This window comes from Mesorhizobium sp. Arg314 (assembly GCF_053714275.1).
This window is the reverse complement of record NZ_JBSKBP010000077.1, coordinates 1-11184: the sequence shown is the minus strand read 5'-3', so window position 1 is coordinate 11184 and position 11184 is coordinate 1. Positions and strand designations below refer to the sequence as shown.

The window sequence follows — 11184 nt, the reverse complement described above, 5'->3', positions numbered from 1 at the left end:
GTCATGCGAAAGATCGTCGTCACCCTAAACGCTAGGCTCAGAGACGCCGCCATTCCTCAGAGTTGATGACGAAGTTGCTGGCTGCCGCGGCTGCCCCTGGTGCCGAGCCCTTACCCCGGATGCGTCATGTCCTCAGGGCGCACCAGCCGGTCGTAGTCGGCTTCGCTGACCAGCCCGGTGGCCAAGGCCTCCTTACGCAAGGTCGTGCCGTTCTTGTGCGCGGTCTTGGCGATCTTGGCGGCGTTGTCGTAGCCGATGGTTGGCGCCAGCGCCGTCACCAGCATCAACGAGCGGTTCAATGCTTCACGTATGTTGTCTTCCCGCGCCTCGATGCCGACCACGCAATTGTCGGTGAAGGAAACGGAAGCGTCGGCGAGCAGCTGCACCGACTGCAGGAAATTATAGGCCATCAGCGGGTTGTAGACATTGAGCTCGAAATGGCCCTGGCTGCCGGCGAAGGTCAGCGCGGCATTGTTGCCGAACACCTGCACGCAGACCTGCGTCAGCGCTTCGCACTGGGTCGGGTTGACCTTGCCCGGCATGATCGAGGAGCCCGGCTCGTTCTCCGGCAGCGACAGCTCGCCAAGGCCCGAGCGCGGGCCGGAGCCGAGGAAGCGGATGTCGTTGGCGATCTTGAAGAGTGCCGCCGCCGCCGCGTTGATCGCGCCATGCGAGAACACCATGGAATCGTGTGCCGCGAGTGCCTCGAACTTGTTCGGCGCGGTCACGAAGGCGATGCCGGTGATCGACGCGATGCGGTCCGCGACTTTCTCCGCGAAGCCGACCGGCGCGTTGAGGCCGGTGCCGACGGCGGTGCCGCCTTGCGCCAGTTCCTGCAGGCCCGGCAGCGTCTGCTCGATGCGCTTGATCGACGAGGCTACCTGCGCGGCATAACCGGAAAATTCCTGGCCAAGGGTCAGCGGCGTGGCGTCCTGCGTATGCGTGCGGCCGATCTTGATGATGTGGTTGAAGGCGCGCGCCTTGGCATCGAGCGCCTTGTGCAGATGGTGCAGCGCCGGGATCAAATGGTGCGCGACCCGCTCGGCGCAGGCGATATGCATGGCCGTCGGATAGGTGTCGTTCGACGACTGGCTCATATTGACGTGGTCGTTGGGATGCACCGGCTTCTTCGAGCCCATCACCCCGCCGAGCATCTCGATCGCCCGGTTGGAGATCACCTCGTTGGCGTTCATGTTGGACTGCGTGCCCGAGCCTGTCTGCCACACCACCAGCGGAAAGTGCTCGTCGAGCTTGCCGTCGATGACTTCCTGCGCGGCGTTTACGATCGCCTCGCCGATGGCGGGATCGAGCCGCTTCATCTCCACGTTCACTTCGGCCGCGGCGCGCTTGACGATGCCGAGCGCCCGGACGATCGAAGCCGGCTGCTTCTCCCAGCCGATCTTGAAATTGCCCAGCGAACGTTGCGCCTGCGCGCCCCAATAGCGGTCGGCCGGGACCTCGATGGGACCGAATGTATCGGTTTCGGTTCGGGTCTTTTGAGCGCTCACTGGAAATCTCCGGTCTGTCGATTTGCGCAAGGGCGTATCGCGTCGCACAAAAGGCATCAAGAGGAGATTGCGGGTTGGCATGGTGCAAATCGGTTGAAGGATGGCGTCTTTCCTTCTCCCCTTGTGGGAGAAGGTGGATCGGCGCGCAGCGCCGAGACGGTTGAGGGGTGTTCCAGCAAAGTGAGACGTTGGCGTTCCGTGGAGTACCCTCATCCGACCTCGCTTCGCGAGGCCACCTTCTCACCGAGGCGCCGGCGCTCAGATGCTGCTGGGTAAGGAAGAGATCTCGGAGATCCGCTGAGTTTTCACCGATCGCGCTGTCCATTAAGACCCGGATGGTTTGATCCAACGCAAGGCTGCGGGTGGCCGGAGGTGCAACGATGCAGCCACCGTTGGGCTGTTCATTAGGCCCTAAGCGGTCGATTGCCGGTGTCGGTTCCACCGGTGTCTGCCGAGAGGAATTTCGCTGTGAAAAAGATGGTAAGGAATGCGGCACTGGGGCTTGCCGCGGCTGTTACGATGGTCGGTGCCGCTCAGGCTGCCAGCACTGTTCAGGTTTCGTTGTGGGACAAAGGGGCGAACACGCCCATGACCACCGGTTTCGCCTATGGAACGCCAAATCTCGACATGTCAAAGGCAACCATGGGGATAACGGCTACGCCCGCGGCGGTGAAGGCTGGCAAGATCACCTTCAAGGTGAAGAACAGTTCCAAGGATACTATCCACGAAATGATCGTGATGTATCGAGCGGATGCCAAGGACCCGCTTCCCTATATTGATGCCGAGAACCGGGTCGATGAGGACAAGGCCGGCGACAAGGGAGAGGTTTCGGAGCTCGACCCGGGCGCTTCGGGCACGCTTACCGTAGACCTGAAACCCGGCAAATACGTGCTCATCTGCAATGTCCCCGGTCACTTCGCGACGGGAATGTGGACGGAGTTCACCGTCAAGCCGTAGAGCCGAACCGGCGTTGAAGCGGCCGATATTCCGCATCTGCCGGGAGGCTGCCTCCCGGAAGGATCACCGGCCGACCAGCGATCGCGATGTCGGTGAAAGCAGAAGCTCCTGGGTTCGCTTCGACAGGCTTGGCTCTATGGCTTTCCGGAAGGCCCGCCATGCCGGCGAAGCGGCGAGGGCAGCTTGGTATCGGGCGCGCGCCGCTTCGCCGCCAAAACCGATGGCGACGATGAAGACGTTTTCATCCGCTCTTACCGGCAGGCGCGGGAATGTGTTTTCGGCATGCTCGCTGATGAAGGCGCCGAGCAGCCGCGCGCCTTCTGCCGTGATCTGCGGAACCGCCTCCGCCTGGAAGCGCTCGGCGAAGCCGGACTCCGTGCCTGGTCGCAAATGATGAATCGAAATCTCAACTATACGGGCTAAATGACTATCTGAGCGTGGTTTTCCGGGTTCGAACGGACACGGCCGTTGCAATCCCGACAGGTCGAAGCCGGCGTTCGGCCATGCCGGCTTCAGCAAAAGCACGTCGTCGGAATCGATCATCGTCGCATTCGCGGCATCACGATGCGCGGCCCAGACCGGACCGCCATAGAAGGCCCCCAGCGCGCCCTTTCTCGTCTCCATGTCCTGGAAGCCGCGCAGCCAGACGAACATGTCGGGGCGGTGAAGATCGCGGAACTGTCCGATGACGGACATGCCTGTCGCTTCCTGCGTTTCGACGAACTCCCGGTCGAACAGCGCGATCAGCGTTTCGCGCTGCCCGGGCTTCAGCGTGTACTGCCGCAGCTCGAGGACCGGCGCAACGCGAAGGGTATTTCCAGCAGCGTTCATCGTCGACTCCAAAACAGGATGATCACCCTGTTTGTATAAACAGACCGGTTGTCCTGTTTTGTCAATCTGATATCGTGATGGAATGTCAGGAGAGATTGCAGAGCAGCCGAGTGCGGCTCGCAGAAAGCGCATCAACGACCCGGAAGGCATGCGCCGCCGCGTGCTCGACGTGGCGGAAGACGCCTTCCAGGCGCGCGGTTATCACGCCTCGAGCCTCGGCGATCTGATGGCGGCGGCCGGCGTCACCGGCGGCGCGCTGCACCATCATTTCCCGACCAAGAAGGCGCTGGCGCTGGCGGTGATCGAGGAACGGGTGGCGGCCGCGGTCCAGCAGGCCTGGATCGACCCGGTGCTGACGGCGCCCTCGGCCCGCGAAGGCGTGCGGGCCGTGTTCGAGGCGGTGGCTGAGGAGCTCGAGCAGCAGGGCTATGTGCGCGGCTGCCCGCTCAACAACCTGGCGCACGAACTGTCGCTGGTCGACGACGAGTTTCGTACGGCGCTGGCCAGGATCTTCGCCGGCTGGCGGCGGGCGATCGCCGACAAGATGCGGGCCGATCAGATGGACGGCGGGGAGGGCGGCACCGATCCCGACCGCTTCGCTGCGCTTGCCATCGCCGCTTATTCCGGTGCCATGTCGATGGCCAAGACGTCGCAGGATGCCGGGGTTTTGAGGGAGTGCTTGAAGGGACTGGAAGGCCTCCAGCTATCACCACCGCCGGTCGGAACGATAGGGAAGCGACGCCGCAGGGTGTTGCGACGGCGGGAGGTCCGATGATGACGGCGGGACAGCACCCCCCTCTGGCCGCCGGCCATCTCCCCGCAAAGGCGGAGATCAGCGGCTTTACTGGATGCATTCTGGAAGCAATGACAGACCCCCGCCGCGCTGTCGACCCAAGAGCTTTTCATGCCTTGGCATGAAACGTCTCCAGCGCGCTGGCCGGGCATTGAACTGGACGACGCGGGTTGAGGGTGCTTAATCGAGTGACGATGAATCGCCTCTTGCCAGCAACCATTTCGCGCCGCCTCTTCATCGCTCGGATGGGAGGCCTCGCGGCCGCCAGCGCCCTTCCTCGCGTGGCCTTCGGCCAGACCGGCCGACGCATCCAGCCGATCGACGCCACCTTCCTCTTCATCGCCGATATCCATGCCTGCCGAATGGCGAGCGGGCTCAGCCCCAATTGCCTGCAGGAAGGCAAGACCGATGCAGCACTTCTGCGCAACGTGGCGGCCCTGAACGCCATTGCGGACAAGAAGTGGCCGGCCGAGATCAACGGCGTTTCCACCGGCTTGCATTCGGCCGGGATACGTATCGGCACGCCGCTCGGCCTCGTCACCGGCGGCGACATCACCGACGATGGTGGCGGTCAGGTCACCGAGCCCAGCGAAGGCACGCAGCTTCTGCAATTCTCCGAGCACTATCAGGAAGGCGTCGGGCCGGAGCGCGTCCACATCCCGGTCTATGTCGGGCTCGGCAATCACGATCTCGACCAGAACGGCACGCCGCCGCATGTCGACTGGTATCGCCGCGAATTGCGCGACTATGTCGAGGTCAACCATCGCCCCGGCGTGTTCTTCAAGCCGCCGGTGCCGGCGACCGAATATGATGTCGACACCGACTGCTATTCCTGGGACTGGGGCGGCCTGCATCTCGTCCAGACGCACCGCTTCGCCGGCGACATCGGCCACGGCGCGCCGAGCAGCCTGCGTTGGCTGAAGCAGGATCTCGCCACCTATGCCGGCGACGGCCGGCCAGTCGTCCTGTTCCAGCATTATGGCTGGGACAATTTCTCGACCGAGCGCTGGGATTTGGTGAAACGCACCTATGGCGACGACGGCTCCGGCCGCCCGCACTGGTGGGGAGAGGCCGACCGCCAGGCGCTGCTGGCCGCGATCGGGGGTTACAATGTCATCGCCATCTTCCACGGTCACCAGCACGAAGCGCCGATGATCTACCAGCGTGACGGGCTCGATCTGGTCAAACCGAAGGCGGCCTATATGGGTGGCTTCGCGCTGGCCAAGGTCACGGCCGACAACCTGGAGGTGGTGCTCGGCGAAGCGGCTGGGGACCATGGCGAGATCGTCTTCACCAACGCCCTCGCCAAGCAATTCCAGACATGAAAAGGCCGCCTCGCGGCGGCCTCTACAGCCTTGTCATCAAGGCAAAACGGCTTCAACAGACCCTAGAACGCCTTCTTGACCTTGTCCTTCACGTCGCCGTAGGCCTTCTGCACCTTGCCGGCGATCTTGTCGGCAGCGCCTTCGACCTGGGTCCGCCGGTTGCCGGTGGCCTTGCCCGCCGCCTGCTTGACCGAACCCTTCACCTGCTTGGCAATACCGGCGAGCTGATCCCTGTTCACCATCCGCGCATCTCCTGGGTTTCAATGGGAGCTGGATGCGGGAACGGCATCCAGGTCTCACAACGCACGGGAGTGGACCGGGTTCCCGGCCGCGGCAATGCCTTTGCGGGCGCGGTTGCATCGGGCAACGCAATCCGGGTAGGGTTCGCCGCGGCTGCCGGTGACGGCAGCGGGCAGGCGAAGCTGAACGAGATCCCGACCAGGTTGCGGTTGCCGGTCGACCAGGTCGATCTCACGATCGAGGCCGGCCGCAAGGCGCTTGAGGTCAACTCCGACATAAAAGCGGCGGTCGCCGCTATCCAGGCCCGCGCCGGCGTCAGGCCGGCGACGATCACGACAGCCAAAGCGCATTGACATTATCAGGAGACAGTCTTGGCAGAGTTCACCCTCCATATCGGCAACAAGTGCTTTTCCTCATGGTCGCTGCGGCCGTGGGTGGCGATGCGCCATCTGGAAATCCCCTTCGAGGAGGGCTTCGTGCGCCTGCGTACGCCGGAGACTGCAGCAAACCTCGCCAAGATCTCGCCGACAGGCGTGGTGCCGGTGTTGGATCACAAGCCGTTGAAGGGAGGGGGCAGGATCGTCTGGGAAACACTTGCAATCCTTGAATATCTGGCTGACCTCTATCCTGAGAAAAAGCTGTGGCCGCAAGACCTCGGCGCGCGCGCGCTGGCCCGCTCGGTGGCGACCGAGATGCATTCCGGCTTCCGGGAAGTCCGCTACGGCTGGCCGATGAATCTGCGCCGGCCGAAATCGCACAAGCCGCTCGATGCCGAGGGCGAGGCGCAGCGGACGAGGATCGAAGCGATCTGGCGCCAGTGCCGCGAGCAGTATGGTGAGGGCGGCCCGTTCCTGTTCGGTCATTTCACCGCGGCTGATGCCATGTATGCGCCGGTGGTCACGCGCTTCGACACTTATGGCGGCGAGCTGGCGCCCGTCACCCGCGCCTATGTCGATGCGGTACTGGCGACTTCCGCGATGCGCCGCTGGTATGCGGAAGCCGCCAAGGAGCCCTGGCCTGAGCCAGGGCCGGACGAATAGAGCAATTCAGGAAGAAGGTGTAACGTCTTCCCGGAGTTTGCGCGGCAGTCGATCGACGGATCTGTCCCGGATCGGCTGGCGGCAACAAGCTTTCGGAGGAGGATCCATGGCCAGCAGCGAAGCACCATCTGAAGCCACGGCGTCAAAAATCTTCCATTGCCGGCTGATCCCGCCCCGGCCGGATTTCGCCTTCACCATGACGGAGGAGGAAAAGGCGCTGATGGGCCGGCATGCCGACTATCTGCGCGAGAAGCTGCGCGAAGGCATCATGATCATGGCCGGGCCGGTCGCCGATCCAGCCGGCCCCTGGGGGCTGCTGATCCTGCGTGCCGGCAGCGAAGCCGAGGCGAGGGCGGTCACCGATGACGACCCGGTGGCGCGCTCGGGCCGTGGCTTCCGCTATGAGATCCTGCCGATGATCAGCGTGATCATATGACGGATGCGCTCAAACAAAAGAACGCCTCTCGCACCTTTTACCGCGCGGGAGGCGTTCTTTTTGTCAACCTTCCGAGATTGCTCTCTGAACTGCTGACCACACCTGAATGCACGAATGCCAGAATGGTTCCCACCCGTTCGCAATTTGTTTGGAACCAGGCACTCTAGAACTCGGCCTTGCCGGTGGGCACGCATGTACCGGCGCCGATAGATGGCGAGACCGAGGGTCAGGCAGTTGCCTGACCTTTTTCGCTTCCGGTCGGTGAATTGTGCGCCGCAGGCCGATTGGGATATGCTAAGCACCTCGCGCCAGCAAATTGAATGCTCCGGAACAGGTGAAATATCTTGCCCCTCACTTCGAAGACACAAGCCGACTTGAAGCCACAAGCCGACTTGAAGACACAAGCCGACTTGAAGCCACAAGACGGTCAGGCTGAATCGCTTTTCAGCAGGGCCCGGACGCAGTCGATGTCGCTCGACCGCATCATCTCCGAACGGGATGCGGTCAACCAGGCCCGCGAGGCCAAGACCGCGCGGCTTCGCGAATTGCGCCTGGAAAAGGAAGCCGAAGAGCGGGCGGCCGCCGCTGTTGCGCCCAAGCATACGGGCAAACGCTGATGGCCACCAAGCGCGTGCCGCCTACGCCGATCGCCGCCGATGCGACCATCGCCGATATGATCGAAACCCTGGACAAGCCGGTTGAATATGTCCGGCGCGTGCTGGAAAAGCTGGAACGCTGCAAGCGCGCCCATGGCGATGCCCAGGTGCGGGTCGGCGTACGAGGTCGGGCCGAAGCGCCGAACTATCTGATCGAATATGTGCGGGAAGATGCCAAGACCCGCGAGCAGACGACGCATCAGGATGCCGCCTACAGCGGCAGCACGCATCGTGAATTGGCGCCCCACCACATCGAGGCAGCCGCGAACTGGTCGCCTGAGGAGATGAACATCACGGCGGTTTCGGCGCTCATCGGTCGCCTGCGCAATCCGCGGGCGCCGTCATCGCGGGTTTCCAACGAGGACTGAAATGGCCATCAAGTTTTCCACCAAGGACCAGGCGCCGGCTTCGGCCGCCACCGCGAAGCCGGCCAAGCCGGCCGCCACGCCCAAAGCCGACAAACCGCTCGCGGTCGATCTGTTCGAGCAGCCAGCGCAAAAGCCGCCCGGCAAGACCAGGAAGAAATAAAATATTGCCCCGCGAGGCCGATCAGAGCCGCTTGCCCTGGCCGTCCGGCGCGGCGGTCGATCCCGGCTGGCCGGCAGGCGATGGCACGGCCGTGTTCGACTGCCAGAGCTGCGGCGCGTGCTGTTCCTATTCGGCCGACTGGCCGCGCTTTTCGACCGAGGACGACGAGCAGCTCGATCGCATCCCGGAGAAATTTGTGTCGGTCGATCTGTCCGGCATGCGGTGCGAAGGCGTTCGCTGCTCGGCCCTGTCGGGCGAGGTGGGCAAGCATACGGCCTGCGGCATCTACGACCTGCGCCCCGACGTCTGCCGCGCCTGCATGCCCGGCGGCGACGACTGCCTGATGGCGAGGGCAGCGCATGGGTTCGAACTGCCAATCTCCCCCCTTGTGGGGGAGATGCCCGGCAGGGCAGAGGGGGGCGCTGTCCCGCCGGCGCCTCAGGCGAGCTTCGATCGGACATCCGGGTAGATTTCAAAAAGAGGAAACTGAGAGGTCGCATTCCTTCGCGCCCCCCTCTGGCCTGCCGGCCATCTCCCCCAAGGGGGGGGAGATCACGCTCTCCATCCGCTTGCCCCGCCTCACACCTCCCGGTACCTTCCCGCCCGGGCAGGGCAGCGGAGGAAACCCATGAGCATCGAATTCCTGCTGACGTCGCTGATTATCGTGGCCTCGCCAGGCACCGGCGTCCTCTACACGCTGAGCGCCGGACTCTCGCGCGGCGCGCGCGCCGCGATCGTGGCCGCCTTCGCCTGCACGCTGGGCATCATCCCGCATATGGCGGCCGCCATCACCGGCCTCGCCGCGGTGCTGCACACCAGTGCCGTCGCCTTCGAGACGCTGAAATATCTCGGCGTCGCCTATCTGCTCTACATGGCCTGGAACACGCTGAAGGAGAAGGGCGGCCTGAACATCGACGAGAATGCCGCGCCGCGCTCGACCGCCAGGACCATCACCTCAGGCGTCCTGGTCAACATCCTCAATCCAAAGCTGTCGATCTTCTTCTTCGCCTTCCTGCCGCAATTCGTCAGCACCACCGAGCGGCACGCTTTCGCCAGGATGCTGGAGCTCTCCGGCGTCTTCATGCTGATGACCTTCGTCGTGTTCGCGATCTATGGCGTGTTCGCGGCTTCGGTGCGCAGCCATATCGTGTCGCGGCCGAAGGTGCTGACCTGGATGCGCCGGACCTTCGCCGGCGCCTTCGTCATGCTCGGCGCGAAATTGGCGCTGGCGGATCGCTAGTGGTGAAAATCTAACGCTTGATACCCGTCGACGTCGACCCCGATGGCCGAAAGCGGCCTTCCGCTGCTCGCTCATCTCAATATCGAATACAGCGTTAGATAAATTCCATACGTGCTTGCGCCGAGGCACATGAGGGCAACGATGAGGCCGGTGTGTTTTTCGCGCCTCGACGACGATGGCTCCTTCCGCGCCAGCCACACCATCCAAGCCGATAAGACCGCAATAGCTACGGCCATAACAAACATTGCGATATAGATGCCCTTCGGATAAATGGGCCGCAACAGAATGCCTGTTATGCCAATCGCAAGGTTGGCAGCAATGAGCGCTTTATAGCGCCATGGCAGCTGATGATCGGTCATATCGAGATCCGCGTATGGGGCACTTGCACGTGCCACAGCTAGCAAGCATTGATTGCATCAGAGTTAAGCGGATGGGTAAGCCCAGATGGCCGAAATGGGTCGTTTCCGGCCATTCCCTGTGGGTACCAAGCGTTAAGTTTTCATCACTAGTTCGCTGCGATGCCCGGGCTGCCTTCTTTTTCGGAAGCCCCATCGCTTCCGGAGCCGGGCGCGCCTCTAACGCCAAGACGCCAGGCCGAAGGCGGGACGCCGATCATCTTTTTGAAGGCACGGCTGAACGCCGCCTCGGACTCGTAGCCGATGTCCGCCGCGATAGTCGCGATGTTGCTGTTGCCGCAGAATGCGACAGAGGGGGCGTCGCGCGCGAAGCGCCGGCGCCTTCCGCGACGAGAGACGGCGTTGGCAATCTACGTGAGACGACCCCCTCTGCCCTGCCGGGCACGTCCCCCTCGATCAGCCAATGAAAAAGGGCGGCATCTCTGCCGCCCTTTCCGTATGCGTTAGCTGGATAGCTTGGATCAGAAATCCATGCCGCCCATGCCGCCCATGCCGCCGCCGGGCATGCCGCCCGGCATACCGCCAGCCGACTCCTTCTTGGGAGCCTCCGCGATCATGGCTTCGGTGGTGACGAGCAGGCCGGCGACCGAGGCCGCGTCCTGGAGAGCCGTGCGCACGACCTTGACCGGGTCGACGATGCCCATGGCGATCATGTCGCCATATTCGCCCGTCTGTGCGTTGAAGCCGAAGGTAGCGCCCTTGTTCTCAAGGATCTTGCCCGCGACGATCGAGGCTTCGGCACCGGCGTTGGCCGCGATCTGGCGAGCCGGGGACTGCAGCGCGCGACGCACGATGTTGATGCCGGCAGCCTGGTCGGAGTTGACGCCGGCGGCCTTGACGTTGGCCGAAGCGCGCAGGAGCGCAACGCCACCGCCGGCGACGATGCCTTCTTCCACGGCCGCGCGGGTCGCGTTCAGAGCGTCGTCAACGCGGTCCTTCTTTTCCTTGACTTCCACTTCCGTCGCACCGCCGACGCGGATCACCGCAACGCCGCCGGCGAGCTTCGCCAGACGTTCCTGCAGCTTCTCCTTGTCGTAGTCCGAGGTGGTCTCCTCGATCTGCTGCTTGATCTGGGCGACGCGGCCCTGGATCTCGGCCTTCTTGCCGGCGCCGTCGACGATGGTGGTGTTCTCCTTGGAGATCGACACCTTCTTGGCGCGGCCGAGCATGTTGAGGCCGACATTCTCGAGCTTGATGCCGAGGTCTTCCGAGAT

16 protein-coding genes and 1 pseudogene are annotated in these 11184 nt (G+C 63.4%); 11 read left to right on the top strand and 6 right to left on the bottom strand.

The features are described 5' to 3' along the window. Positions 1–110 precede the first annotated feature (110 nt). Positions 111–1508 (bottom strand): class II fumarate hydratase, encoded by a 1398-nt coding sequence (gene fumC / locus ACWGS9_RS32685; RefSeq protein WP_454509101.1) that lies wholly within the window; start codon positions 1506–1508, stop codon positions 111–113. Positions 1509–1985: 477 nt separating this feature from the next. Between fumC and ACWGS9_RS32680 the strand changes: the two genes are divergently transcribed. Next, the gene (locus ACWGS9_RS32680) at positions 1986–2465 is read left to right on the top strand and encodes a sulfocyanin-like copper-binding protein (protein ID WP_454509105.1); all 480 of its coding nucleotides are present in this window, start codon (positions 1986–1988) and stop codon (positions 2463–2465) included. Between the two features lie 63 nt (positions 2466–2528). On the opposite strand, the gene ACWGS9_RS32675 is transcribed toward ACWGS9_RS32680, so the two are convergent. After that, positions 2529–3296, bottom strand: coding sequence for an NIPSNAP family protein (locus ACWGS9_RS32675; RefSeq protein ID WP_454509100.1), 768 nt, complete (start codon positions 3294–3296; stop codon positions 2529–2531). A 148-nt stretch (positions 3297–3444) separates the two neighbouring features. On the opposite strand from ACWGS9_RS32675, the gene ACWGS9_RS32670 reads away from it, so the two are divergent. Both ACWGS9_RS32670 and ACWGS9_RS32665 read left to right on the top strand, forming a co-directional pair. Next, on the top strand, positions 3445–4071 hold the full coding sequence (locus ACWGS9_RS32670; RefSeq protein ID WP_454509104.1) for a TetR/AcrR family transcriptional regulator: 627 nt from the start codon (positions 3445–3447) through the stop codon (positions 4069–4071). 212 nt (positions 4072–4283) lie between these two features. Continuing rightward, positions 4284–5414, top strand: a complete 1131-nt coding sequence (locus ACWGS9_RS32665) for a metallophosphoesterase (RefSeq protein WP_454509099.1) — start codon at positions 4284–4286, stop codon at positions 5412–5414. 62 nt (positions 5415–5476) lie between these two features. On the opposite strand, the gene ACWGS9_RS32660 is transcribed toward ACWGS9_RS32665, so the two are convergent. After that, positions 5477–5656, bottom strand: coding sequence for a CsbD family protein (locus tag ACWGS9_RS32660; RefSeq protein ID WP_454509098.1), 180 nt, complete (start codon positions 5654–5656; stop codon positions 5477–5479). 69 nt (positions 5657–5725) lie between these two features. On the opposite strand from ACWGS9_RS32660, the gene ACWGS9_RS32655 reads away from it, so the two are divergent. From ACWGS9_RS32655 to ACWGS9_RS32620, 8 genes are all read left to right on the top strand, one after another. Further along, positions 5726–6007: a hypothetical protein gene (locus tag ACWGS9_RS32655; protein ID WP_454509097.1), complete on the top strand. Its 282-nt coding sequence runs from the start codon at positions 5726–5728 to the stop codon at positions 6005–6007. 18 nt (positions 6008–6025) lie between these two features. Continuing rightward, positions 6026–6694 carry a glutathione S-transferase family protein gene (locus ACWGS9_RS32650; protein ID WP_454509096.1) on the top strand — a complete coding sequence of 223 codons (669 nt, stop codon included), beginning with the start codon at positions 6026–6028 and terminating at the stop codon, positions 6692–6694. Between the two features lie 106 nt (positions 6695–6800). Beyond that, positions 6801–7130 (top strand): YciI family protein, encoded by a 330-nt coding sequence (locus ACWGS9_RS32645; RefSeq protein ID WP_454509095.1) that lies wholly within the window; start codon positions 6801–6803, stop codon positions 7128–7130. A gap of 392 nt (positions 7131–7522) precedes the next feature. After that, complete coding sequence (locus tag ACWGS9_RS32640; RefSeq protein ID WP_454509103.1) at positions 7523–7747, top strand: hypothetical protein; 225 nt, start codon at positions 7523–7525, stop codon at positions 7745–7747. Then, positions 7747–8154, top strand: a complete 408-nt coding sequence (locus ACWGS9_RS32635; RefSeq protein ID WP_454509094.1) for a hypothetical protein — start codon at positions 7747–7749, stop codon at positions 8152–8154. Before ACWGS9_RS32640 ends, ACWGS9_RS32635 begins: the two co-directional genes overlap by 1 nt. A gap of 1 nt (position 8155) precedes the next feature. Continuing rightward, entirely contained in the window at positions 8156–8314 is a 159-nt protein-coding gene (locus tag ACWGS9_RS32630) for a hypothetical protein (protein WP_320217247.1), read from the top strand. A gap of 91 nt (positions 8315–8405) precedes the next feature. Beyond that, on the top strand, positions 8406–8783 hold the full coding sequence (locus tag ACWGS9_RS32625) for a YkgJ family cysteine cluster protein (protein ID WP_454509102.1): 378 nt from the start codon (positions 8406–8408) through the stop codon (positions 8781–8783). A 159-nt stretch (positions 8784–8942) separates the two neighbouring features. Further along, complete coding sequence (locus ACWGS9_RS32620) at positions 8943–9554, top strand: LysE family translocator (RefSeq protein ID WP_454509093.1); 612 nt, start codon at positions 8943–8945, stop codon at positions 9552–9554. 71 nt (positions 9555–9625) lie between these two features. Here the strand turns inward: ACWGS9_RS32620 and ACWGS9_RS32615 are convergent, their stop codons facing one another. From ACWGS9_RS32615 to ACWGS9_RS32605, 3 genes and pseudogenes are all read right to left on the bottom strand, one after another. Further along, a complete protein-coding gene (locus ACWGS9_RS32615; RefSeq protein ID WP_454509092.1) occupies positions 9626–9913 on the bottom strand; it encodes a hypothetical protein in 288 nt (95 codons plus the stop codon). Positions 9914–10059: 146 nt separating this feature from the next. After that, positions 10060–10227: pseudogene (locus ACWGS9_RS32610) on the bottom strand (helix-turn-helix domain-containing protein); the annotation flags it as partial. A 204-nt stretch (positions 10228–10431) separates the two neighbouring features. Then, a partial coding sequence (locus tag ACWGS9_RS32605) for a TCP-1/cpn60 chaperonin family protein (protein ID WP_454509091.1) occupies positions 10432–11184 on the bottom strand: 753 nt, incomplete at its 5' end.